The following is a 24415-nucleotide window of genomic DNA, read 5'->3' as shown; positions in this document are numbered from 1 at the left end:
CGGATCAGTGGTCGTGGTCGTGCGCGCCGACGGCGGGGGTGGGCGCCTCTTCGCCAATGCGTTCGCGGGCCTCGGACATCACGTCGGAAATCTTGAGCCGGGCCGACTCCGCGGCCTCTTCGGCCTTGCGGGTTCCGCGCAAGCTCAGCTCCGCTGCCGACACCGCGGTCTGGCGCAGTGGTGCCTTCTTCGCGGCCTTGCGGACCACGTCATAGGCTGCCGCCCCGACCACACCGTGGACCACGAGTGTGCCTAGCTTCGCGAACAATCCGTACGCCACCATTACCTGAACCTACCTTCCGTCGTGTTCTCGCCTTGGGCCTTCGACGCTAACATCTAAATATCGCGATATCAACATGTATTGGGCGTGCCGAGTGCGGCGCTGATCACGCGCCGGATCACAAGACGCGCGACACCTTTTCCATCTCGATCCGGCGCTGCATGGCCGCCGGATCGGGGTTGGCTAGCTGCACCAACGACGCGCCCACGGACAGAATTGCCAGCAGGTGATCCACCAACTCACCGGGGCTGGTCCAGGTACCGGTGGACAGCACCCGGTCGGCCGCCGTCAGGTGCCGCGCCGCCGCCGACTCGGCGCACTCTCGCAGCACTTGTTCGACCGATCGGCCGGCCAGCGCCGGTCCGGGCAGCCGTTCGGGACTGATCTGGTCGCCGTGCACCCGCACCGAGGTCGCGTAGTCGGTGACGCCCACCGGTAGGTCGGGAGCGGGGCGGCCGAACGGGTCCAGTGACAGCACCGCCACCTCGCCGGCCGCGTCCTGCACGGCACTGTCGGCTTCATCGAGGCGCCCCGCGGTGCACAGCGCGACGTCGGCCGCACCGTCGAGCACCACTTCGGCCCCGATCCGCCACACCCCGAACAGCACCGCAGCGGTCTGCCAATGGGCCGGCAGCAGAATCGCGACCCGGCTTTGCGGCCCGGCGGCCAGTTCGTCGCGCAGCAGGTTGGCGGTCTTGGCGGCCCAGTTGGCCAGTGTCACCGCCGACAGTTCGATGTGCTCGCCGGTGGCATCGTCGTAATAGGTGATTCGGGGGCCGACGGGATCGGCCCGCAGCATCGGGTCGAGGATCGCCGCGCTGAGCGTGCTCAGTTGATGCACTCCGGCTGATCTGATCCGGCGGTCAGGATCGGCGACGGCGGGGGAGCGGTGTCGGAGTACCCGGGGTTGGACGCATGCGCGGGAGCCATCGCGCCGCCCAGCCCGGAGCCCGGGCCGCTGTAGTCGTTGGACAGCACCACCCGAACGGATCCGCTCGGTATCGACGTGTCGGCGACCACCGGTAGGCCGCCCAGTTCCTTGGCGACCTGCTGTGCTCCCAGATCGTCGGTGGTGGCGGCGCGAACCTGGCTGAGCTTGACATGGCCGGCCTCGTTGTTGCCGACCGAACCGGTGGTAAACCCTTTTGCGCTCAACACGTCTGACACCGCTGCCGCCAGTCCGTTGATGTCGGTGTCGTTGACCACGTCGGCGGTGGTCTTGGCGGGCGCGTACGCGAGTTCCGCGGTCTTGCCTTCGTTCTGCTCGTTGAGCAGGCTGCCGACCCAGTCGGCAACCTGGTGCGGGTCGACGCGGACCACGCTTTGCATGCCGTCGTCACTCCAGCCGGACCCGTCGAGCACCGGGATGGTGGCGAAGGCGACGTTGCCGCCGGTCAGCTGTTGTAGCTGTTGGACGAAGTCAATGATGTTCCAGCCGGAAGACAGCACCACCGAGCGCTGCACGGCCTGCTCCAGGCGCCGCACCGTCGTCGGGCTGGACAGTGTCTTGCCGGAGATGACCCGGTGGGCCAGTGAGGCCATCACCGCTTGCTGACGCACCACCCGGTCCAGGTCGCCTCGGGGCAGCTCGTGGCGCTGACGCACGAAGGCCAGTGCCTGCGGACCGGTGAGTTTCTGTCGCCCGGCCGGAAAATCCGCTCCCGAAAGCGATTCGTAGACGGGCCCGTTGAGGCAGACATCGACGCCACCGAGCGCATCGGTGATCAACGCGAAACCCAGCAGGCCGATCTCGGCGTAGTGATCGACGGTGACACCGGTGAGGTCGGCAACGGTCTTGATCAGCGCCTCACGCCCGGCCTCGGTACCCGCGGCCGCGGCTTCCGCCGCCGACGCGCCGGCCTGGACCAGGCCGGCCCGCTTGGTCTCCCTGGTCTGGCCGTAGACGCCGTTGATCTTGGTCTTGCCCAGGCCGGGGGCCTGGACATAGGAATCGCGCGGGATCGATATCGCGGTGGCCGACCTCCCGTTGTTGGGGATCCGGACCAGGATGATCGTGTCGGTGTTGGTGGCTTCCTCGTCGCCGGCCCGCAGGGTCGCCAATTCCTCGGGCGTCAGCGGGTTGCCGTGGGCATCGGTACGGCTGTCGAGGCCGACCAACAGAATGTCGATCGCTCCGTCGTTGGCGCCGTGTCCCAGCGAGGGTGCGGACATGTGGAAGATGCCGCCTTCGAAGGACCGGACGTTGGTCCACGCCAAACCGGTGCCCAGGACGACCACGACGGCCAATGCGGTAGCGACCGCACGAACCACACGTTGCACAGGCATCACTGTAGGTTACTTGTGTAACAGCCGCTTTCCTGTTAGCCCGCTCCGGCGTGCCAGACTCGAACGCATGGTTGGCAGGTCGGAGAGGCTGGTTATCACCGGCGCAGCGGGGCAGCTCGGCGGTGTTTTGGCTGCCCAGGCGGTGCGTGCGGGCCGTGATGTGTTGGCAAAAACGTCATCGGAATGGGACATCACCGACGCTGCGGCCACCGAGGAGATCATCGGAACCGGTGATGTCGTGATCAACTGCGCGGCCTACACCGACGTCGACAGCGCGGAAAGTGACGAGGCTCGCGCCTACGCCGTCAACACCACCGGCCCGGAAAATCTCGCCAAGGCCTGTGCGCGCGCCGGTGCGGCGTTGATTCACGTCTCCACCGACTACGTATTCGATGGTGATCACGCTGATCTGCCCGACGGGGCGCAGCCGCAACCCTACGAGCCCGGCGACAAAACGGCGCCACAGGGCGTGTACGCGCGCAGCAAGTTCGCCGGTGAGCGGGCGGTGCTGGCGGCCCTGCCCGATGCCGTCGTGGTGCGGTCGGCCTGGGTCTATACCGGCGGGACGGGCAGCGATTTCGTCGCCATCATGCGCCGACTGGCCGCTGGAGAGGGCCCGGTGGATGTGGTGGACGACCAAACCGGGTCACCGACCTATGTCGCTGACTTGGCGGCCGCGCTGCTGGAGGTGGCCGATGCCGGCGTGCGCGGGCGCCTGCTGCACGCCGCCAACGGGGGCGCGGTCTCGCGGTTCGGGTTGGCCCGCGCGGTGTTCGAGGAATGCGGCACCGATCCGCAGCGGGTGCGCCCGGTCAGCACCGCACAGTTCCCCCGGCCGGCGGTGCGGCCGGGCTACTCCGCGCTGGGCGGGCGGCAGTGGGCCGCAGCAGGCCTGACTCCGCTGCGTCCGTGGCGCAGTGCCCTGGTCGCCGCGTTGGCCGCGGCTTCGGACCGGGCGTTGGCCGGTCGACCGGTACCCTCGACGAGTGACTGACGTCCTGCCGGTCGTGGCGGTGACCTACTCGCCGGGCCCCCACTTGGAGCGCTTCTTGGCGTCTTTGTCGCTGGCCACCGACCGTCCGGTGAGTGTGCTGCTGGCCGACAACGGCTCCACCGACGGAACACCTCAGGCGGCCGTCGAGCGCTACCCCAACGTGCGGATCTTCCACACCGGGGCCAACCTCGGGTACGGCACCGCGGTGAACCGGGCCGTCGCCCAGCTCACCGAACAACCGGAGTCAGACGACTGGCTGATCGTGGCCAACCCGGACGTGCAGTGGGGTCCGGGCAGCATCGACGCGCTGCTCGAGGCCGTCGAGCGCTGGCCCCAGGCCGGGGCGTTGGGCCCGCTGATCCGCGATCCCGATGGATCGGTGTACCCCTCGGCGCGCCATCTGCCCAGCCTGGTCCGCGGCGGTATGCACGCGGTGCTCGGGCCGGTATGGCCCCGCAATCCCTGGACCAAGGCCTATCGCCAGGAACACCTCGAGCCCAGCGAACGGCCGGTGGGCTGGCTATCGGGTTCGTGCCTGTTGGTGCGCCGCTCCGCGTTCCGCCAGATCGGCGGTTTCGACGAGCGCTACTTCATGTATATGGAAGACGTGGACCTCGGCGACCGGCTGGGCCAGGCCGGCTGGCTCAGCGTCTATGTGCCGTCGGCGGAAGTGCTGCACCACAAAGGCCACTCCACCGGACGCGATCCGGCCAATCACCTGGCGGCACACCACCGAAGCACCTACATTTTCCTGGCGGATCGCCATGCCGGCTGGTGGCGGGCCCCATTGCGCTGGACTTTGCGGGGATCGCTGGCGGTACGCTCCCGTCTGATGGTGCGCAGTTCGCGCCGAAAGCTGGTAGAAGGGCGGCACTGACTTGGCAACCAACGGCGTCGACGCGGTGGTCCTGGTTGGCGGTAAGGGCACCAGGCTGCGCCCGCTCACCTTGTCCGCACCCAAGCCCATGCTGCCCACGGCTGGGCTGCCGTTTCTCACCCACCTGCTCTCGCGCATCGCCGCGGCGGGGATCGAACACGTGGTGTTGAGCACGTCGTATCAGGCCGGGGTGTTCGAGGCCGAGTTCGGCGACGGATCCAAGCTGGGCCTGCAGATCGACTATGTCACCGAAGACAAGCCGTTGGGGACCGGTGGCGGCATCGTCAACGTCGCCGGCAAGCTGCACCACGACACCGTGATGGTGTTCAACGGCGACGTGCTCTCCGGTGCGGATTTGGGCCAGCTGCTCGACTATCACCACCAGAACCAGGCCGACGTCACCCTGCACCTGGTGCGGGTGGGCGACCCCCGGGCATTCGGCTGCGTGCCCACCGAGGACGGCCGGGTCACGGCGTTCTTGGAAAAGACACAGGATCCGCCCACCGACCAGATCAACGCCGGCTGCTATGTCTTCAAGCGCGAGATCATCGACCGGATTCCCCGGGGCCGTGAGGTATCGGTGGAACGCGAGGTGTTCCCCTCGCTGCTGTCCGACCCCGACATCAAGATCTACGGCTACGTCGATGCCACCTACTGGCGGGACATGGGCACGCCGGAGGACTTCGTGCGCGGCTCGGCGGATCTGGTGCGCGGGATCGCGCCTTCCCCGGCGCTACAGGGCCAGCGTGGCGAACAACTGGTACACGACGGCGCGGCGATTGCTCCCGGCGCGGTACTGATCGGCGGCACCGTGGTGGGCCGAGGCGCCGAGATCGGACCCGGTGTCCGGCTGGACGGCGCCGTCATCTTCGACGGCGTCAAGGTCGAAGCGGGCAGTGTGATCGAACGATCGATCATCGGCTTCGGTGCGCGCATCGGCCCCCGTGCGCTGGTCCGCGACGGCGTGATCGGCGATGGCGCCGACATCGGCGCGCGCTGCGAGTTGCTGCGCGGTGCCCGCGTCTGGCCCGGCGTCTCCATTCCCGACGGCGGCATCCGCTACTCGTCGGACGTGTGATCGCCGGCCGCCCAGGCTGCGGTCGGTGTCAGGCCCTCTGTGCCGCGCGGTCGACCAGGTATCGCAGCGCGTGATCGGTGCCCGGCGGCAACGCATCCGGTGGCCACCACTGCAGATCGTCGGATTCCTCGCTGACCGTTATTTGCGCCCCGGCCGGCGCACGCGCCACGAACTGCAGGTCGAGATGACGTGTCGGCACGCCCAGTGAACAGGTCACCGGGTGGACATGCACGGCCACCAATTCGGGGTCGATGAGCAGGTTGTCGATGCCGGATTCTTCGGTCGCTTCCCGCAATGCCGCGGCGACGATGTCATGGTCGTCCTCGCAGTGCCCGCCCAGCTGCACCCAACGGCCCAGCCGCGGATGCAGGGTGAGCAGCACGTGGCCACGCTCGTCGAGCACCAGCGTCGACGCGGTGATATGACCGGCTTCGCACTCGCGCAGACACGCATCGGCGCGGGCGTGCAGGAAGGCCAGCACGGCATGACGTAGCGAGTCCTGGGCCGGGTCAGGGGCCCGCCACTGCGACAGCATCGCGATCGCGGACTCTCGAACACCGACGGGGGCAACCTTCATCGTGATCCCCGTTTGATCCGGCGATCACGCAGCGTCATCCAGGCCGAGCGGCATCGCGCCACGGCGTCTGGAGCCATGCCCAGTTCGCCGATCAGCACATGTCGGTCCACCAGGTCCAGCGCCTTGTCGATCTCATCGGCCTTGAGCAGCAGGTCCACATCGGTGGCCAGCTCGGCACCCGCACGGGTGGGCGGGGGAATCGGAAGTAGCTCGGCCTCACGGGGTTCCAGTTCCAATATGCCTCCTCCGTAACTGCGGCCCATGATCTCGGCGAAGGCGAACGTCACGCTGTTGTGGAACGCCACGGCCAGGGCCGTCGGGTCGACCCGGGGCCCTGCCGTCTTGATCCGGACCCGATGCACCGTGTCGGTGCTGGTTGCCGCCGCGGAATTGACGCTCAGACGCGGCGTCCGATGGATTTGGCGCAGCATGAACAAATCTGGGACCCACAGCGACGGTGTGCTCCACCACGGCTTGCGGATCGAGCACTTGTAGCCCAGGTGGACACCAGCCGCCTCGCCGGCGTCGATGTGCGCGATCAGCGCTGGGTCGGCCGGATCGGCGGGAGCGTCGAGCAACCAGGTCCGATGATCGGCGGCGATATCGCTTGCCCGGCAGTCCGGGTCGTAGACCAGACCACGCAACTGCGCGCTGCGCGAAACCAGCGGCACGCAATGTGCCGCCAGCCCCAATTGGCGGGCCACGGTGTCGGTGAAAGTGAAGAAGCTGTTGCGGCCCGTCACGATGCCCACATTCACATCGGCCACCGCGCCCAGCCGGATCATCGCATCGCATTGTTTGAGCGCGCGCATTGTCTGAATTTGACGGGGGTCAAGAAAGTATTTTGTCCACTTCTCATTTTCGTGACGCAGCGCGGCCGCGGGCTCGACTTCAAGATCAGCGGTCGCAAGCGCGTCGGCGTCGCCGAGGTTGACCGTGCGGATCTGCGCGGCGTCACTGCCGACGACACCACAGAACAAAACAACTTCCTGCAAGACTCCGTCGAATACCAACCGGTCGAAGGTCACCAAGGTGATTTCCCGGAACCGGTTCAGCAAGAATTCGCGTAATTGACCGGCGTAGCCGACCTGAAGCAGTTCGGCGGGTAGCACCAGACCCACTCGTCCGCCGTCGCGCACCACGATGGTGCTCGCCACAACGAACGGTACCCATGCGTTGGTCAATTTGGTGGGGTTCAGTCCGACCTGTCGCATGAGTTCCAAAGCCGGGTCTCGTTGGTCGGCCGGCCAGTTTCCGAACCTGATGTAGGGCGGGTTGCCGGCCACCCCGTCCCAGCGGCCGGTCGCTGACTCGTCCAGCCAGGTGAACAGGTTCGTATTGTCGACGGGCGCGAACCGTCGAGCCTTGGCCGCTTCGTCTGCGATGAGCTCCACACCCCGGGCGCTGCCACTGGCCGCGGCCAGCTCGGCCAGGATCCGGCCGTCGCCGCACGATGGCTCCAGGATCTTCGTCCCGGCCCGGCCGACCCAGCGCGCCAGAAATCGGGCTACCGGCGCCGGGGTGTAGTAGCCGCCGCGGACCTTGTCGGCAGACGCGGCGGTCTTGCCCGCGAACGTCTTCATAGCTCCAAGTATCGTCGCAGCCGTCGGCTCACTTGCGGATCAGCAGGTCCCCGGGGTGCACCGGGTCGCGTAACTCGGCCGGCTGCTGCGCGTAGCCGATCGCGATGGCGCCCAATGGCTCCCAGTCGGCAGGCAGCTGCAACTGTGCGCGTACCAGGTCGGCGGCAAAGATCGTGGAGCCGATCCAGCAACTGCCCAGCCCGCGCACCGCCAAAGCCACCAGCAGGGCCTGCACGGCCGCTCCCACCGCGACGGTGAACATGGTGTGCTCGGCTTGGGTGCGGGCCCCGTCGGGGTAGGTGTGCGCGCCGTCGGGGACCAGCATCGGAATCACGACCTCGGGCGCATCGTAGAGAATCTGACCGCGCGTGACTCGGCGTTCGATCGAATCAGCCGACCTGCCGTCGCCGGCGAGGTCGTGGCGCCACTTGTCTTTCATGGCGTCGAGCAGCGCAATTCGGGTGGCATGGGATTGCAGCCAGACGAACCGCACCGGGCGGGTGTGGTGTGGCGCCGGAGCGGTAAGCGCCTCTGCGACGGCGGCCTCCAGCAGCTGCGGAGGGACCGGCTCGTCGGCGAACTGCCGGATCGACCGGCGCATCAGTTGGGCTTGTTGGTGGCCCAGCTCGATGGCTTCGGCGGTGCCCAGCCAGAACAAGTCTTCCTCGCCCGGCCGCACCAGATTCCGGGCGGTTGAGCCGTCGTCGCGCACCGGCAGCCCGCGCACCACGGCCACTGGCATCGCGGTCAGTTTGCCCTTGACCAGATCCGCCGCGGCGGCGATTTCGTCGCCGACCGCGATCTCGGTGACAATCAACTCGTTGCCATGCCGGTCGGTGGCGCCCGAATAGTTGTGCAGTACCGAGACGCCGGCGGCGCCGACCGCGGCGTCGATCTGGCCGTTGCGCCAGGCGCGGCCCATGGTGTCGGTGATGACCACGGCGACGGTGACACCGAGCCGCTCCCGCAGGCCGGTCCGCAGAGCCGCCGCACTGGCGTCGGGATCGACTGGCAGCAATGCCAATTCAGATCGATCCACGTTGGAGCCGTCCACGCCGGCGGCAGCCTGGACCAGTCCGAGCCGGCTCTCGGTGATCAGGGTGCGGCCCTTGCGTGCGAGTACCCGCACCGCTTCGTCGTCGACCAACTTGCGGCGCAGCTGATCTCGGGCTTCTTCATCGGCAGGTGCGGTCACCAACCGGCCCTCGCACTTGGACACCACTTTGCTGGTGACCACGACTACGTCGCCGTCGCGCAACCACGGTGCGGCCGTGGCGATGGCCGCGCTGAGCTCATCACCGGGGCGGAATTCGGGCAGGCCCTCGACCGGCAAGATCTCGATGGCCGATGCCGTGCCGTGTTCGCCCGTTGGCGGTAGCGCAGGACCGCTCACACCGTCACGCCTGCAAGCTCGAGACCGGCCCGCACCATCTGTGCCGTCGCTTCCGGGTCACTCATTAGCAGCGGTATCGATCGCACCGTGACCGAGTCGATTTCGGCCTGATCGCCCTCGGCGACCAGCCAGTAGTCGAGTACACCGGTGGCGGCGCGGGCGCCGTAGTGCCGGCCGACCGCCTCCGCGGTGGTGTCCACACCGATCACCGAAAGGCAGGCATCGGCCATGCCGCGCACCGGCTTTCCGGCGATGATGGGGGAGTAGCCGATGATCGGGGCGCGGGTGGCCCGCAGCGCGGCGCGGATGCCGGGAACCGCAAGGATGGCCCCGATGCTGACCACCGGGTTCGACGGCGCCAGCATGATGCCATCTGCATCGGCAATCGCTGCCGTGACTTCTGTTGTGGCGCTAGCTATTTCGGTGCCGATGAAGGCAAAGCTATGTGTTGGCAGTTCGGCGCGATAGCGCACCCACCATTCCTGGAAATGGATCGCCCGCTGCTGCTGGTCGGTCGGATCGGTGACCACAACGTGTGTCTCGCAACGATCGTTGCTCACCGGTAGCAACGTCGCGCCCGGTTGCCAGCGATCGCACAGTGCCGTGGTGATCTGTGCCAGCGGGTAGCCGGCCCGCAGCATCTGGGTGCGCACCAAATGGGTTGCCAGGTCTCGATCACCCAGCTGGAACCAGTCGGGCTGGACGCCGTAACGTGCGAGTTCCTCTTTGGCATGCCAGGTTTCGTCTCGATGGCCCCAGCCGCGCTGGGGGTCCACGCCGCCGCCGAGGGTGTACATGCAGGTGTCCAGGTCTGGGCAGATGCGCAGCCCGTGGATCCAGGCGTCATCGCCGATGTTGACCACTGCGGTCAGTTCGTGGCGCGCGTTGTCGTCGGGTGTGGCAAACTGGCCCAGGCCGAGCAGACGCTGCGCCCCGAGTAGGAAGCGGGCGCCGCCCACTCCGCCGACGAGAACGGTGAGCTTCACAACGCAGGACAGTACCTGTTGGCTAAGGCAGGGTCGGGCGGGGTCAGGTACGCGGGATTAGTCGGGCGGGTAGTCTGTCGGCGCACATCGTGACCGACCCGTGACCGAGCCAGGAAGGACTTTCGGCAAGTACTGTGACGAGTTCCATTCGACACGCCCGGACCGCAACTGAAACAGAAACGCCGAATTTTCATCACGAGATGATATGGAAATGCGCCGTAGTGCTTGACCAGGCTGCCCAACCCGTGTCTAATCACGTCAGTGTCATTTCCCGGTTGGCCGGCCGGTTTCGGTGTCGCAGACCGAGATTCGATCACTAGTTCGAATTGGGTTGGCTGTACATCAAAACAGTGGGAAACCATTCATTATCTATTAGGTGAGGAGGCGGAGGCATGCCCTATGAGCACCTTCGGGGCGTAATGGGAGGCACACCGCACACCACGGCCGGTTCGGTGACGGTGTCGCCGATGGAAATTGCCCGGCCGCATTTGAGTTTGGTTCCCGATGCGTCTGCCGCATTCGAGCCTGAACCGCTGCCGGAGCCGGTAGACCCGCCCGCCGACCAGTGGCAGGACCGCGCCCTTTGCGCGCAAACCGATCCCGAGGCTTTCTTCCCGGAGAAGGGTGGCTCCACCCGGGAGGCCAAGAAGATTTGTCTGGGCTGCGAGGTGCGGCACGAGTGCCTGGAGTACGCACTGGCCCACGACGAACGCTTCGGCATCTGGGGCGGCCTGTCCGAGCGCGAACGCCGCCGCCTCAAGCGCGGCATCATCTGATCAGAGCTGAGTCGGATAGGGTCCAGATCTGATCCACTGCGGATGCGACTGGGCCAACCGTCGATCTAGTCGTCGCCGATGGTCGGATCGATGACCGAGGGTTCAACGTCCAAATGAATGGCCACCTGGGCCACCAAGATCTCATGCAGTAGTTCGCCAAGCTCGATGGTGTCTTTAGCCCGTCGCTCTATTGGCTTGCGGAACAAGACAATTCGCGCCCGCGTGGAGTTGCCGCGGACGTCCACTCCTGCCGGAATCAGCCGGGCAAGCGCAATGGGGCCGTCGGCGATCACTTCGGGCGGCCACTGCACACTGTGCGGATCCTTGGCTGCGATGCGGGGGATCTCGTCGACCGCGATGTCCAGTTCGGACAACCGATCTTGCCAACGACGCTCGATGGGTTCGTATGCCTTCAGCACCGCCATGTCGAAGCGCTCGGCGCGGCTGCGCCAGCCGGGCACCGTGGGCGGCAGCAGCGGGCCGCGCAAATCGCGACCCCGGCGTCTGGCTCGGCGCGACGCGGGCCTGCCGCTGGGCCGACCGCTTCGCTCGAAGCCGCGGTAATCGCTCACGCGCCGATGGTAACGGTTGGACATCGTGGCTAGAGCGGATGCGCGTGTCCGCCCCTTCGGCGGCGTTTCCGCACGATAGCCTTTGCCTCGTGAACGTACCCCGTCGCTGCTGCCGGCCCGGGTGTCCGCACTATGCAGTGGCCACGTTGACGTTCGTCTACTCGGACTCGACTGCGGTAATAGGTCCGCTCGCTACCGCGCGGGAACCACACTCCTGGGACTTGTGTGTTGGTCACGCTGGCCGAATTACCGCCCCGCGCGGGTGGGAACTCGTGCGCCATGCGGGCCCACTGCCTACCCACCCGGATGAGGATGACCTGGTCGCGCTCGCTGACGCCGTGCGCGAACAGGGCCCAACCGCGGATGCATCCTGCGCGGGTGCAACAGGTGCGGCACACAACGGATTCTCTGACCAGGTGATGCGTCATGCCGGAGCGCATGCCACCGCGCCGAGCGGTGGCGTGCTGGCTTCACCCGAACATCGCTCCGGCCGGCGCCGTGGACACCTGAGGGTGTTGCCCGACCCCTCCGATTAGTTCTGGGCCCGACTTCGGCCCAGCCCCGGTCGGTCGCTGTCGGCGGCCCCGGCAACTCGACACCGTTCGGGTCCCCGGCTGATTCGGCGGGCCGATAGGCTGGCGGCCAAGAGTCCAACCAATCTAGGTCGTCAGGAGCCCCCGCCATGTCTTGGCCCGCCGCGGTTATCAATCGTGTCATCAAGGCTTATGACGTCCGAGGGCTGGTAGGCGAAGAGATCACCGAAGCCCTGTGCGCCGATATCGGCGCCGCGTTCGCGCGGTTGATGCGCGGCGAGGGGGCGCGGCAGGTGGTGATTGGCTACGACATGCGCGACAGCTCGCCGGCGCTGGCCGCGGCCTTCGCCAGTGGGGTGGTCGCGCAAGGCCTCGACGTGGTGCGCATCGGTCTGGCATCCACCGACCAGCTGTATTTCGCCGCCGGGCAGCTCGATTGTCCGGGCGCGATGTTCACTGCCAGCCACAACCCGGCGGCCTACAACGGCATCAAGCTGTGCCGGGCCGGCGCCAAGCCGGTCGGTGCGGACACCGGGCTCAACGCCATTCGCGAGGACCTGGTCAATCCGGTGGCGATCGCCGTGGCCGAGACCGCCGGAACAATCGCCGACAAGGATGTGCTCGGGGACTACGGGGTGTTTCTGCGCTCGCTGGTCAACACCGCGGATCTACGACCGCTGCGCGTGGCCGTGGACGCCGGTAACGGGATGGCCGGGCACACCGCGCCGGCCGTGCTCGGTGCGATCGATTCGGTCACGCTGTTGCCGTTGTATTTTGAGCTCGACGGCACCTTCCCCAACCATGAAGCCAACCCGCTGGACCCGGCGAATCTGCTGGACCTGCAGAAGTTCGTGGTGGCAACCGGTGCCGACATCGGGCTGGCCTTCGACGGGGATGCCGACCGCTGCTTCGTGGTGGACGAGCGTGGGGAGCCGGTCTCTCCATCGACGGTGACCAGCCTGGTGGCGGCGCGCGAGCTCAGTCGGGAGATCGGCGCCACCGTGATCCACAACGTGATCACCTCGCGCGCGGTGCCCGAGCTGGTCGTCGAGCGCGGCGGCACGCCGCAGCGTTCGCGGGTCGGCCACTCCTACATCAAGGCCCTGATGGCCGACACCGGCGCGATATTCGGCGGGGAGCATTCGGCGCACTACTACTTCCGCGACTTCTGGGGCGCCGACTCGGGAATGCTGGCCGCGCTGTACGTGCTGGCGACCCTCGGTGAGCAGAGCCGACCATTGTCGGAGTTGACCGCCGACTATCAGCGCTATGCATCCTCGGGCGAGATCAATTTCACCGTGGCTGACGCGCCGGCGTGTGTCGAGGGCGTCTTGAAGTCATTTGGTAGCAGGATTGTGTCCATCGACCACCTGGATGGGGTGACGGTGGATTTGGGTGACGACAGCTGGTTCAACCTGCGCAGCTCCAACACCGAGCCGCTGCTGCGGCTCAATGTGGAAGCCCGCAGCGCCGAGGATGTCGACGCGGTGGTCCAACAGGTCAGCGCGGAAATCGCTGCCCAGTCACCCCGGGGAGAGGCGGGACCGTGAAGGCCACCCAGGCGATCGATCTGGAAGATGCCGATAGCCTGATTGCTGCTGATCGAGACGGCCTGTTGCGGGCCGCATCGACGGCCGGCGCGCAGGTGCGCGCCATCGCTGCCGCGTCCGACGAAGGCGAACTGGACTCACTGAACATCGATGACCGACCACGTACGGTTATCTGGGTGGCCGGCCGGGGCACCGCCCAGACCGCCGGGGACATGCTCGCCGCAACGCTGGGGGCGACGGTTGGTGAGCCGATCACGATCGCCACTGAGGCGCCGCCGTGGGTGGGCCCGCTCGACGTGATGGTCGTCGCCGGCGACGACCCCGGAGATCCCGCGCTGGTGGGAGCGGCCGCGATGGGAGTGCGTCGAGGTGCGCGGGTTGTGGTCGCGGCCCCCAACGAGGGGCCACTGCGCGATTGCGCGGCGGGTCGGGCCGCGGTGCTGGCACCGCGGTTGTCGGTTCCCGACGAATTCGGGCTGTGCCGCTACCTGGCCGCGGGGCTGGCCGTGCTGCGCACCGTGGATCCCAAGCTGCGCATCGACCTGGCGGCGCTGGCCGACGACCTGGACGCCGAGACGTTGTGCAACAGCGCCGGTCGCGAGGTATTCACCAACCCGGCCAAGGCACTTGCCGCGCGCATCTCCGGTCGCCGGATTGTGCTGGCCGCCGATGGTGCCGCGACATTGGCCCTGGCCCGCCACGGCAGTTCCGTGCTGCTGAGGATCGCGCACCAGGTCACCGCTGCCACCTGGCTGGCCGACGCGGTTGTCGCGCTGCGTGCCGGGGCGGCTTCCGGGTACGACGACGGTGTGGACGCGTTGTTCCACGACGAGGAGATAGACGGCCCGCGGCCGGAGCAGATGCGAGTGCTGGCACTGACGCTGGCCGCCGAGCGCACGGTGGTCGGCGCACGGGTCGCCGGGCTCGACAACATCGACCTGATTGCGGCCGAGGATGCGGCGCAGGTTCCAGGGGGACCCGGCGGGCCCGCCGGCTCGGACCGTGCGCCGGCTCCGACCGCCGAACCCCGTGCCGAACAAAAACTGGCAGTATTGGCCGTTCGCCTGGAGATGGCTGCGGTGTATTTGCGACTCGTGCGGGGATAGGTAGAAGGTGGAACTACTACGCGGAGCGTTACGGACATACGCGTGGGGATCGCGCACCGCCATCGCCGAGTTCACCGGTCGGCCGGTACCGGCCGCTCATCCTGAGGCCGAACTCTGGTTCGGTGCGCACCCCGGAGACCCGGCCTGGCTGGAAACCGATGGCGGCGAGAGCTCGCTGCTCGAGACGCTGTCCGCAGATCCGGAGGGACAGCTTGGGCCCGGCGCACGAGCCCGGTTCGGTGACGTGCTCCCGTTTCTGGTCAAGGTGCTGGCCGCCGACGAACCGCTGTCGCTGCAGGCCCACCCGAGTGCCGAGCAAGCCGTCGAGGGATATCTGCGTGAGGAACGAATGGGCATCCCGGTGTCCTCACCCGTGCGCAACTACCGCGACACCAGCCACAAGCCGGAACTGCTGGTGGCGTTGCAGCCCTTTGAGGCGTTGGCCGGATTCCGTCAAGCGGCCCGTACCCGCGAACTCCTGCAGGCGCTGGCGGTGTCGGACCTCGACCCGTTTATCGACTTGCTCTTTGACCAGTCCGACGCCGATGGCCTGCGTGCCCTGTTCACCACTTGGATCACCGCTCCCCAGCCCGACATCGACGTGCTGGTGCCGGCCGTGCTCGACGGCGCCATCCACTACGTCAGCTCCGGCGCGACAGAATTCGTTGCCGAAGCCAAGACGGTGCTCGAACTCGGTGAGCGTTATCCCGGTGACGCCGGAGTGCTGGCGGCGTTGCTGCTCAACCGCATCAGCCTGGCACCCGGGGAGGCCATCTTCTTGTCGGCCGGCAATCTGCATGCGTACCTTCGCGGTTTTGCGCTTGAGGTAATGGCCAACTCCGACAACGTATTACGCGGCGGACTGACTCCGAAGCACGTGGATGTCCCGGAACTGCTGCGGGTGCTCGACTTCGCTCCGACTGCCGCTTCCGACCTGCGGCCGCCGGTTCGCCGGGAAGGCCCGGAACTGGTGTATGAGACCCCGACCGACGAGTTCGCCGTCGCGCTGCTGGTGCTCGACGGCGACTACCTCGGCCATGAGATCGACGCATCCTCGAGCCACGAGGGACCGCAGATCTTGTTGTGCACCGAGGGTTCCACGGTGGTGCATGGGAAGTCTCAGTCGCTGACGCTCGAACACGGTAATGCCGCTTGGGTGGCGGCTGACGACGGCCCGATCCGGTTGCTTGCCCAGGAGCCCACCAAGCTGTTCAGGGCGACCGTGGGGCTGTGAGGGTTCGGCCGCGGCTGCTGGCCGATTGCCGGCGTTCGCGCAACCACAGTCCTACATTGTGGGCGATGGTGCGACCGATCAGCCGCGGTGGCGGGACGATGTAGAGGCTGTCCAGCAATGAGAACCTGCGCAGAAACCATTCGGCGAGAACGGGATCGGTTTCGGCGGCCCCGAGGAACTGATCGAACAGGGCCCCGGCCGGCCGCCACCAGGCCGGTGGCGACTGCGTGAGGCCATGGTGGAAGCTGATGTCGCCGATAGCGTTCATCGTCCACACCGGGTAGGTCGTTTTGGCGGTGGCCCGATTCAGTTGGGTGGCCAGGTCACCGTGCGGGGATTGCAGCGCGCGGCGCAGATGACCGGCTTGTAGCGATGTCATCGTCATGCCCTGCCCGAAAGTGGGATTGAAACTGGCCACCGCGTCACCGAACGGCACTATCCCGGCCGGGAAGCGGTCCAGTTTGTCGTAGCGGCGCCACTTGCTGGCGGGGAAGGCGTGAAACATCGGGGCCCCGATGGGTTCGGACTGTGCCAGCGCGGCGTTGAATCGGGCCGGGAGCAGCCGCTCGGCGAGCGCGCGCATCTCGCCGAAGGTCGGCGGTGGCTTGGCGCCGGCGACTCCGAAGGTGGTCATGACCCAGGTGCCGTCCTCGTAGCACAGCATCCCAAGCCCAAGCGAGCGGTCATGTGCGACACCGGCTACCACCACTTTTTCCTGGATCAGGCCGTCGGGGATGCGTAGCTGTTGACTCGCGTAGTTGATGCCGATGTCCATGCTTTGTTCGGCGGGGCGCTGATACCCCCACTTGCTCAACCAAACCGGTAGGCGGGTACCCCGGCCTGCCGCGTCGACCACGAGGTCGGCGGCCAGAAACTGTGGCTCAGCACCATCGTCGTCGTCGGGGGGTGCGACCAGCACCCCGCTCACTGTCTGGGTCGTCGGTTCGAAACGGGGCTCGATGACAAGTCCCCGCACGATTTCGATGTTGTCGAGTTCGAGCACTCGCCGGCGCAGCTGCCACTCCAGATGTGGCCGACTGGGTACGTAGGCGGTGAATTCTTTGCGCAGGGTGTGACCCGTGCCCAGGGCGTGGCCCGCGGCGGCGAAGTAGATGCAGTCCGGCCGGTTCTCCAACATGGGCACGCCCGCGGCCACCATGTCGGTCAGCAGGCCGGGGAACAGGTTCTCGAATTCGTTTGCCCCACGGGCCATCAACATGTGCAGGTGGCGGTCCTGCGGAACGGTCGCACGACCGTGTGGCACGCTAGGTAACTCGTCGCGCTCGATGAGAGTCACTCGGTGGAAAAAATCCGAGAGCACCCGTGCCGCGCAGAGCCCCGCGATGCTTGCCCCGATGACCAGCGCATGGTTATTCGAAGTGCTCAAGGTCCCCCTCATCTGCGCAGGGTACCCATTGCCATGCCGTTACTACCGTCATGTGGCCGGTGGTTTCGGCCGGCGCTGCCGAAGCCACATCCGCGCGTTGTGTGCGACGGCGCGGCCGATGATCAGTGGCGACGGCACCATGTAGAGACTGTCGAGCAGCGAGATCCGGCGCAAGAACCATTCGGCGAGAACGGGATCGGTTTCGGCGGCACCGAGGAATTGGTCGTAGAGCCCCCCGACCGGCCGGTACCACCGCGGCATCCGTCCCTCGGCGTGTTGGAAGCAAAGGTCGGTGAGTGCGTTCATCGTCCACACCGGTCGGATGGTCTTGGCGGTCGCCCGGTTGAATTCGTTCGCCGGTTCGGCGGGGTGGGATTGCAGGGCCCGGCGCAGATGACCGGCTTGCAGCGACGCCATGGTCATGCCCTGCCCGAAGGTGGGGTTGAAGCTGGCCACCGCATCCCCCAACGCCACGATTCCGGCCGGGAAGCGGCTCAGCTTGTCGTAGCGGCGCCATCTGCTGGCCGGAAATGCGTGAAACACCGGTTCGCCGATGGGTCCGGCCGCCGCCAGCGCGGCAACGAATCTGCTGGGGAGCAGCCGGTAGGCGAGTTCGCGCATCTCGCCGAACGTCGAGGGCGGCTTGACCTTGGCCACCCCGAAGGTCGTCAAGATCCAGCTGCCGTCCTCGTTGCACAACATGCCCAACCCCAGTGATTGTCCTGGGCCGACACCGGTGACCACGATCCTTTCCCGCATCAGGCCGTCCGGGATACGGAGCCGCTGGCTGGCGTAGTTGATGCCGATGTCCACGGTTTCCTCCGGTGGGCGCTGATATCCCCATTGGGTCAACCACACCGGCAACCGGGTGCCGCGTCCGGCCGCGTCGATTACCAGGCCGCTGGCGATCAGTTCTGGATCGCCGTCGTGGTCATCGAGCAGCAGTCCGGTAACCCGCTGGCGTACCGGATCGAAGTGCGGCTCACGAACCTTGCGCTGCCGGATTTCGACGTTGCCGAGGGCAAGCACCCGTCGTCGCAGCTGCCATTCCAGGTGCGGCCGGCTCGGCAGATAGGCGGTGTATTGCTTGCGCAGCTTTGCGCCGGTGCCCAGGACATGGCCCGCGGCACCGAGATAGATGCAATCCGGACGGTTGTCGAGCATGGGCACCCCCGCGGCCACCAGGTCGGTCAGCAGTCCCGGAAACAGGGTGTCCAACTCCGCCGCGCCGCGGACCATCAGCAGGTGTAGGTGCTGGTCCTGAGGAACCGTGCCGCGCCCGGATGGCGTGCTCGGTAAGTCGTCGCGTTCGCAGACAATGACCTTGGAATAGAAATCGGATAGCACCGGCGCGGCGCACAAACCACCGATACTGGCGCCGATTACGGTCGCGTGTTCGGCGGGATTTACGGCGCGCTTCTCTACGCTCGCGCCCATCCCGGAAGCGTACCCAGTACTGTGCGTTCACATCCGTTGATGAGAGGGACAAATTGATGGCCGGTCGTTTGCGCACGAAGTCGGTAGAACAGTCAATCGCCGACACCGACGAGCCGGAGACACGGCTGCGCAAGGACCTCACCTGGCGTGATTTGGTGGTCTTTGGTGTCTCGGTGGTGATCGGGGCGGGTATTTTCACGGTTACGGCGTCGACCGCGGGTGACATCACCGGCCCGGCCATCTGGATATCGTTTCTGATCGCCGCGGGCACCTGCGCGCTGGCGGCCCTGTGCTATGCCGAATTCGCCTCGACGCTGCCGGTGGCGGGGAGCGCTTATACGTTCTCCTACGCCACTTTCGGTGAGTTTTTGGCGTGGGTGATCGGCTGGAACCTGGTGCTGGAATTGGCCATCGGCGCGGCGGTGGTCGCCAAGGGCTGGTCCAGCTACCTCGGCACCGTATTCGGATTCTCCGGTGGCACCGCCGATTTCGGATCGATACGCCTCGACTGGGGTGCGTTGCTGATCGTTTCCATCGTGTCGCTGCTGGTTGCCTACGGCACCAAATTGTCCTCGAGGTTTTCCGCCGTGGTCACCACCATCAAGGTGGCGGTCGTGATCTTGGTCGTGGTGGTCGGGGCGTTCTACGTCAAGGCCGCCAACTATTCGCCGTTCATTCCTGAACCCGAGGCCGGGCCAGAGGGCAGAGGCGCCGATCAGTCTTTGCTGTCACTGCTGACCGGTGCTCCGGGCAGTCATTACGGCTGGTATGGCGTGTTGGCCGGGGCCTCGATCGTCTTCTTCGCGTTCATCGGTTTCGACATCGTGGCCACCATGGCAGAGGAGACCAAACATCCCCAACGCGATGTCCCGCGGGGAATTCTGGTGTCGCTCGGTGTTGTCACCCTGCTGTACGTGGCCGTTTCGATCGTATTGTCCGGAATGGTCTCCTATACCCAGCTACGCACGGTCTCCGGCGGCGGACACGCGAACTTGGCCACGGCATTCAAGGCCAACGGTGTGTATTGGGCCAGCGGCATCATCTCGGTGGGTGCGCTGGCCGGATTGACCACCGTGGTGATGGTGCTGATGTTGGGGCAGTGCCGGGTGTTGTTCGCGATGGCGCGCGACGGACTGTTGCCGCGCCAGTTGGCCAAGACCGGGGCACGCGGCACCCCGGTTCGGATCACCGTGCTGGTGGCGGTGGTGGTGGGTGCGACGGCATCGGTGTTCCCGATCACCAAGCTTGAAGAGATGGTCAACGTCGGCACGCTGTTTGCGTTCGTCCTCGTTTCGGCCGGCGTGATCGTATTGCGCAAGAAACGGCCTGACCTGGAGCGTGGGTTCCGCGCGCCCTGGGTGCCAGTGCTGCCCATCGCCTCGCTCTGCGCGTGCCTTTGGTTGATGCTGAACCTGACGGCCCTGACATGGATCCGATTCGGCGTCTGGTTGTTGGTGGGCACCGTGATCTACGTCGGGTACGGGCGCAAGCACTCGATGGTGGGTCGTCGGCAGCTGGCCGAAGCCGCGATGGACAAATAATGATCGTTTGATAATTAACTGGACAAAATAGGTAGCTGTGTCTAGACGGCCGACGAATAGGTGCGTATTGTCCAAACCTACGTGGTGTGACTCACGAGGAGGTTTGGCATATGACCACACAGTTCAGGTCCGACGTACCTGATGCGCCGGAAACCGAATGGCGAGACAAGAAGCGCTATCTCTGGCTCATGGGGCTCATCGCCCCCACCGCGCTGTTCGTGGTCTTGCCGATCGTCTGGGGGCTGAATCACTTTGGCTGGCACCTCGCCGCCCAGGTGCCCCTGTGGGTGGGCCCCATGCTCGTCTACATCCTGCTGCCGCTGCTCGACCTGGGGTTCGGGCCTGACGGGCAGAACCCGCCGGACGAGGTGATGGAGCGGCTGGAAAACGACAAGTACTACCGCTACTGCACCTACATCTACATCCCGTTCCAGTACCTCAGCGTGGTGCTGGGGGCCTACCTGTTCACCGCCTCGGACCTCGGCTGGCTTGGTTTTGACGGCGGCTTGAACTGGTTGGGGAAGATCGGTGTGGCGTTGTCGGTCGGGGTTCTCGGCGGCGTCGGCATCAACACCGCCCACGAGATGGGGCACAAGAAGGATTCGCTGGAACGCTGGCTGTCCAAGATCACCCTGGCGCAGACCGGCTACGGCCACTTCTACATCGAGCACAACCGGGGCCACCACGTGCGCGTCTCCACACCGGAAGACCCGGCATCGGCGCGCTTCGGGGAGACCTTCTGGGAATTTCTGCCCCGCACCGTTTTCGGCAGCCTCCGTTCGGCGATCGGGCTGGAGGCACAACGGCTGCGCCGGCAGGGGTGCAGCCCCTGGAACCCCAAGACCTATCCGTCCAACGACGTGCTCAACGCCTGGGCGATGTCAGTGCTGCTGTGGGGCGTGCTGATCGCGGTCTTCGGGCTGGGGCTGATTCCCTTCGTGATCATCCAGGCGGTGTTCGGCTTCTGCCTGCTGGAAGCGGTCAACTACCTCGAGCACTACGGGCTGCTGCGGCAGCCGACCTCCAACGGCCGTTATGAGCGTTGCGCGCCGGTGCACAGCTGGAACTCCGACCACATCGTCACCAACCTGTTCCTCTACCACCTGCAGCGACACAGCGACCACCACGCCAACCCCACCCGTCGGTACCAAACGCTGCGCAGCATGGACGGCGCTCCCAACCTGCCCAGCGGGTACGCGTCGATGATCTCGCTCACCTACTTCCCGCCGCTGTGGCGCAAAGTGATGGACCACCGTGTGCTCGAGCACTACGGCGGTGACATCACCAAGGTCAACCTGCACCCCCGGGTGCGGGACAAGATGCTGGCCCGCTACGGGGCTTCGCACCAAGGCATCGGGTGATGACCGCCTACCGGTGTCCCGTCTGCGATTACACCTATGGCGAGGGCAAAGGCGATCCGCGGGAAGGTTTTCCGGCCGGCACCCGGTGGGACCAGATTCCCGACGACTGGTGCTGTCCGGACTGCTCAGTGCGCGAGAAAGTTGATTTCGAAAGGATGGGAGGCAAGTAAGTGAGTGACTACAAGTTGTATCAGTGCGTCCAATGCGGCTTCGAGTACGACGAAGCGCTGGGCTGGCCGGAAGACGGTATCGCACCCGGCACCAGATGGGACGACATCCCGGAGGACTGGAGTTGCCCCGACTGCGGTGCGGCAAAGGCGGACTTCGTGATGGTGGAGGTGGCTCGACCGTGATCGACACCAACTCCTTCGCCAAAAGAGATATCGTCGGCCCTGTGAAGCGCGTTCCCTACGCCGAAGCCTCCCGCGTCCTGCTGCGTGATTCGGTCCTGGATGCCATGCGTGATCTGCTGTTGACCCGCGACTGGTCGGCGATCACCTTGTCCGACGTTGCCCGGTCCGCGGGCATCAGCCGCCAGACCATCTACAACGAGTTCGGCTCGCGGCAAGGCCTTGCGCAGGGCTACGCATTGCGTCTGGCCGACCGCCTGGTCGACAAGGTGCATGCCGCCCTGGACGCCAACGTCGGCAACATCTACGAGGCGTTCCTGCAGGGCTTTCGGTCATTCTTCGGTGAGTCGGCGGCCGACCCGCTGGTGATCTCGCTGCTGACCGGGGTGGCCAAGCCCGACCTGCTACAGCTCATCACCACAGACAGCGCGCCGATCATCACGCGTGCCTCGGCTCGACTGGCGACGGCCTTCACCCAGACCTGGGTGACGACCAGCGACGACGACGCCAATGTGATGGCGCGGGCGATCGTACGTCTGTCGTTGAGTTATGTGTCGATGCCGCCGGAGGCCGACCACAATGTGGCGGCGGATCTGGCTAGGCTGATGACCCCGTTCGCCGAGCGTCATGGTGTGATTAACGTCCCCTGACCTGCGCGGCTTGGGGGCCGAGGGATACAGTGGCGCGAGAGCATTTATAGCCAGAGTAGTCTGCTCAGTTTTTCATAGGTCCCCTAAGTAAGGATGTAACCCGTATGACGACTACCGAAACTTCGCTATCTGCCGACACGAAGAACGGCATCGATTTCAAGATTGCCGATTTGTCGCTAGCGGATTTCGGGCGCAAAGAACTGCGGATCGCTGAGCACGAGATGCCCGGCCTGATGTCGCTGCGCCGCGAGTACGCCGAGGTGCAACCTCTCAAAGGTGCCCGTATCTCGGGTTCGCTGCACATGACCGTCCAGACCGCGGTGTTGATTGAAACCCTCACCGCGCTAGGCGCCGAAGTTCGTTGGGCGTCATGCAACATCTTCTCGACCCAAGACCATGCGGCGGCCGCCGTTGTCGTCGGCCCGCATGGCACCCCCGAGGAGCCCAAGGGCGTCCCGGTGTTCGCCTGGAAGGGCGAATCGCTTGAAGAGTACTGGTGGTGCGCCGAGCAGATGCTGACGTGGCCCGACTCGGACAAGCCGGCGAACATGATCCTCGACGACGGTGGCGATGCCACCATGCTGGTGCTGCGCGGGATGCAGTACGAGAAGGCCGGTGTGGTGCCTCCGGCCGAGGAAGACGACTCGGCCGAGTGGAAGGTCTTCCTGGGCCTGCTGCGCAGCCGCTTCGAGACCGACAAGGGCAAGTGGACCAAGATCGCGGAGTCGGTCAAGGGCGTCACCGAGGAGACCACCACCGGCGTGCTGCGGCTTTACCAATTCGCCGCGGCCGGGGATCTGGCCTTCCCGGCGATCAACGTCAACGACTCGGTCACCAAGTCCAAGTTCGACAACAAGTACGGCACCCGGCACTCGTTGATCGACGGCATCAACCGCGGCACCGATGCGCTGATCGGTGGCAAGAAGGTGTTGATCTGTGGTTACGGTGACGTCGGCAAGGGTTGTGCGGAGGCGATGAAGGGCCAGGGTGCCCGCGTCTCGGTCACCGAGATCGACCCGATCAACGCGTTGCAGGCCATGATGGAGGGCTTCGACGTGGTTACCGTCGAGGACGCCATCGGCGACGCCGACATCGTCGTCACATCGACCGGTAACAAAGACATCATCATGCTCGAGCACATCAAGGCGATGAAGGATCATTCGATCCTGGGCAACATCGGCCACTTCGACAACGAGATCGACATGGCCGGCCTGGAGCGTTCCGGAGCCACGCGTACCAACATCAAGCCGCAGGTCGATCTGTGGACCTTCGGCGACACCGGTCGCTCGATCATCGTGCTGTCCGAGGGCCGTCTGCTGAACCTGGGCAACGCCACCGGGCACCCCTCCTTCGTGATGAGCAACAGCTTCGCCAACCAGACGATCGCCCAGATCGAGCTGTGGACCAAGAACGACGAATACGACAACGAGGTCTACCGGCTGCCCAAGCACCTCGACGAGAAGGTGGCGCGCATCCACGTCGAAGCCCTTGGCGGTCGCCTGACCAAGCTCACCAAGGACCAGGCCGAATACCTCGGCGTGGACGTCGAAGGCCCCTACAAGCCCGACCACTACCGCTACTGACACTCAACGGAAGCCACGCTGGTAGCTGCACCGCTGCCCGCGTGGCTTCCGCTTTTGGCGGGTACGGCAAGTGCCCGCTGCAATCGCGCTGTTGTGGCTTCGACCGTTAGGCGGTCGTGAGCGGACGCGCGACCCAAGTGTCGGTAGCGGCGATCGCCATGACGGCCACCGCGGGACTGCCCGTTCCCCCGAAGCCCCCATAGGCGGCCGCTGATCCGAGTGGCGACATCATCGAAGACCGCAACCCCAGACACCCGAGTGCATGAGTTGGGGTGTGGTGG

Annotated in this window: 24 protein-coding genes; 14 read left to right on the top strand and 10 right to left on the bottom strand. The window is 66.0% G+C overall.

All coding sequences use genetic code 11. The features are described 5' to 3' along the window. Nucleotides 1-4: 4 nt before the first annotated feature. The 3 genes from MMSP_RS21900 to MMSP_RS21890 all read right to left on the bottom strand — a co-directional run bounded on the left by MMSP_RS21900 (nt 5) and on the right by MMSP_RS21890 (nt 2566). Nucleotides 5-283 (bottom strand): DUF1490 family protein, encoded by a 279-nt coding sequence (locus MMSP_RS21900; protein ID WP_011740561.1) that lies wholly within the window; start codon nt 281-283, stop codon nt 5-7. A 115-nt stretch (nt 284-398) separates the two neighbouring features. Continuing rightward, nucleotides 399-1121 (bottom strand): TIGR03089 family protein, encoded by a 723-nt coding sequence (locus tag MMSP_RS21895; protein ID WP_020788386.1) that lies wholly within the window; start codon nt 1119-1121, stop codon nt 399-401. After that, entirely contained in the window at nt 1109-2566 is a 1458-nt protein-coding gene (locus tag MMSP_RS21890) for an LCP family protein (RefSeq protein ID WP_036426862.1), read from the bottom strand. The genes MMSP_RS21895 and MMSP_RS21890 overlap by 13 nt, the downstream gene beginning before the upstream one ends. Nucleotides 2567-2633: 67 nt before the next feature. Between MMSP_RS21890 and rfbD the strand changes: the two genes are divergently transcribed. From rfbD to MMSP_RS21875, 3 genes are read left to right on the top strand one after another with little or no spacing between them, the layout of a single operon-like run. Then, nucleotides 2634-3560, top strand: coding sequence for a dTDP-4-dehydrorhamnose reductase (gene rfbD, locus MMSP_RS21885; RefSeq protein WP_036426861.1), 927 nt, complete (start codon nt 2634-2636; stop codon nt 3558-3560). Beyond that, nucleotides 3553-4437, top strand: a complete 885-nt coding sequence (locus tag MMSP_RS21880) for a glycosyltransferase family 2 protein (protein ID WP_036426860.1) — start codon at nt 3553-3555, stop codon at nt 4435-4437. The genes rfbD and MMSP_RS21880 overlap by 8 nt, the downstream gene beginning before the upstream one ends. 1 nt (nt 4438) lies before the next feature. Beyond that, nucleotides 4439-5515 (top strand): sugar phosphate nucleotidyltransferase, encoded by a 1077-nt coding sequence (locus MMSP_RS21875; RefSeq protein WP_011740556.1) that lies wholly within the window; start codon nt 4439-4441, stop codon nt 5513-5515. Between the two features lie 28 nt (nt 5516-5543). Here MMSP_RS21875 and MMSP_RS21870 read toward each other — a convergent pair whose 3' ends face one another. From MMSP_RS21870 to cofD, 4 genes are read right to left on the bottom strand one after another with little or no spacing between them, the layout of a single operon-like run. Further along, nucleotides 5544-6092 (bottom strand): NUDIX hydrolase, encoded by a 549-nt coding sequence (locus tag MMSP_RS21870; protein ID WP_012393149.1) that lies wholly within the window; start codon nt 6090-6092, stop codon nt 5544-5546. Then, on the bottom strand, nt 6089-7675 hold the full coding sequence (locus MMSP_RS21865) for a class I SAM-dependent methyltransferase (protein WP_020788382.1): 1587 nt from the start codon (nt 7673-7675) through the stop codon (nt 6089-6091). The genes MMSP_RS21870 and MMSP_RS21865 overlap by 4 nt, the downstream gene beginning before the upstream one ends. Nucleotides 7676-7703: 28 nt before the next feature. Then, nucleotides 7704-9068, bottom strand: coding sequence for a coenzyme F420-0:L-glutamate ligase (locus MMSP_RS21860; RefSeq protein WP_020788381.1), 1365 nt, complete (start codon nt 9066-9068; stop codon nt 7704-7706). Next, on the bottom strand, nt 9065-10054 hold the full coding sequence (gene cofD / locus MMSP_RS21855) for a 2-phospho-L-lactate transferase (RefSeq protein WP_020788380.1): 990 nt from the start codon (nt 10052-10054) through the stop codon (nt 9065-9067). The genes MMSP_RS21860 and cofD overlap by 4 nt, the downstream gene beginning before the upstream one ends. A 419-nt stretch (nt 10055-10473) precedes the next feature. Here cofD and MMSP_RS21850 point away from each other — a divergent pair, with 419 nt between their 5' ends. After that, nucleotides 10474-10830: a WhiB family transcriptional regulator gene (locus MMSP_RS21850; protein WP_020788379.1), complete on the top strand. Its 357-nt coding sequence runs from the start codon at nt 10474-10476 to the stop codon at nt 10828-10830. 65 nt (nt 10831-10895) lie between these two features. Here the strand turns inward: MMSP_RS21850 and MMSP_RS21845 are convergent, their stop codons facing one another. Further along, the gene (locus MMSP_RS21845; RefSeq protein ID WP_020788378.1) at nt 10896-11318 is read right to left on the bottom strand and encodes a metallopeptidase family protein; all 423 of its coding nucleotides are present in this window, start codon (nt 11316-11318) and stop codon (nt 10896-10898) included. 173 nt (nt 11319-11491) lie between these two features. Between MMSP_RS21845 and MMSP_RS26390 the strand changes: the two genes are divergently transcribed. The 4 genes from MMSP_RS26390 to manA all read left to right on the top strand — a co-directional run bounded on the left by MMSP_RS26390 (nt 11492) and on the right by manA (nt 15825). Beyond that, a complete protein-coding gene (locus MMSP_RS26390; RefSeq protein WP_181005660.1) occupies nt 11492-11938 on the top strand; it encodes a DUF3499 domain-containing protein in 447 nt (148 codons plus the stop codon). Between the two features lie 146 nt (nt 11939-12084). Beyond that, nucleotides 12085-13485 carry a phosphomannomutase/phosphoglucomutase gene (locus MMSP_RS21840; RefSeq protein ID WP_020788377.1) on the top strand — a complete coding sequence of 467 codons (1401 nt, stop codon included), beginning with the start codon at nt 12085-12087 and terminating at the stop codon, nt 13483-13485. Further along, nucleotides 13482-14591 carry a hypothetical protein gene (locus MMSP_RS21835; RefSeq protein WP_020788376.1) on the top strand — a complete coding sequence of 370 codons (1110 nt, stop codon included), beginning with the start codon at nt 13482-13484 and terminating at the stop codon, nt 14589-14591. Before MMSP_RS21840 ends, MMSP_RS21835 begins: the two co-directional genes overlap by 4 nt. Before the next feature lie 7 nt (nt 14592-14598). Continuing rightward, nucleotides 14599-15825: a mannose-6-phosphate isomerase, class I gene (gene manA / locus MMSP_RS21830; protein ID WP_020788375.1), complete on the top strand. Its 1227-nt coding sequence runs from the start codon at nt 14599-14601 to the stop codon at nt 15823-15825. On the opposite strand, the gene MMSP_RS21825 is transcribed toward manA, so the two are convergent. Next, a complete protein-coding gene (locus tag MMSP_RS21825) occupies nt 15803-17188 on the bottom strand; it encodes an NAD(P)/FAD-dependent oxidoreductase (protein ID WP_086084697.1) in 1386 nt (461 codons plus the stop codon). The genes manA and MMSP_RS21825 overlap by 23 nt on opposite strands. Before the next feature lie 72 nt (nt 17189-17260). Continuing rightward, nucleotides 17261-18649, bottom strand: a complete 1389-nt coding sequence (locus MMSP_RS21820) for an NAD(P)/FAD-dependent oxidoreductase (protein ID WP_020788373.1) — start codon at nt 18647-18649, stop codon at nt 17261-17263. 56 nt (nt 18650-18705) lie between these two features. Here MMSP_RS21820 and MMSP_RS21815 point away from each other — a divergent pair, with 56 nt between their 5' ends. The 6 genes from MMSP_RS21815 to ahcY all read left to right on the top strand — a co-directional run bounded on the left by MMSP_RS21815 (nt 18706) and on the right by ahcY (nt 24134). After that, entirely contained in the window at nt 18706-20190 is a 1485-nt protein-coding gene (locus MMSP_RS21815) for an APC family permease (RefSeq protein WP_012393160.1), read from the top strand. A 110-nt stretch (nt 20191-20300) separates the two neighbouring features. After that, complete coding sequence (locus tag MMSP_RS21810) at nt 20301-21551, top strand: alkane 1-monooxygenase (protein ID WP_020788372.1); 1251 nt, start codon at nt 20301-20303, stop codon at nt 21549-21551. Further along, nucleotides 21551-21721 (top strand): rubredoxin, encoded by a 171-nt coding sequence (locus tag MMSP_RS21805; RefSeq protein WP_020788371.1) that lies wholly within the window; start codon nt 21551-21553, stop codon nt 21719-21721. Before MMSP_RS21810 ends, MMSP_RS21805 begins: the two co-directional genes overlap by 1 nt. Continuing rightward, nucleotides 21722-21904 carry a rubredoxin gene (locus tag MMSP_RS21800; RefSeq protein ID WP_011740541.1) on the top strand — a complete coding sequence of 61 codons (183 nt, stop codon included), beginning with the start codon at nt 21722-21724 and terminating at the stop codon, nt 21902-21904. It begins immediately after the preceding gene. A 41-nt stretch (nt 21905-21945) separates the two neighbouring features. Then, entirely contained in the window at nt 21946-22551 is a 606-nt protein-coding gene (locus MMSP_RS21795) for a TetR family transcriptional regulator (RefSeq protein WP_036427480.1), read from the top strand. 104 nt (nt 22552-22655) lie between these two features. Further along, the gene (gene ahcY / locus MMSP_RS21790; protein ID WP_012393163.1) at nt 22656-24134 is read left to right on the top strand and encodes an adenosylhomocysteinase; all 1479 of its coding nucleotides are present in this window, start codon (nt 22656-22658) and stop codon (nt 24132-24134) included. Nucleotides 24135-24415 lie beyond the last annotated feature (281 nt).

It is taken from the genome of Mycobacterium sp. 012931 (assembly GCF_000419295.1).
In the GTDB taxonomy this organism is placed as follows: Bacteria; Actinomycetota; Actinomycetes; order Mycobacteriales; family Mycobacteriaceae; genus Mycobacterium; species Mycobacterium marinum.
This window is presented reverse-complemented; position numbering and strand designations above follow the sequence as displayed.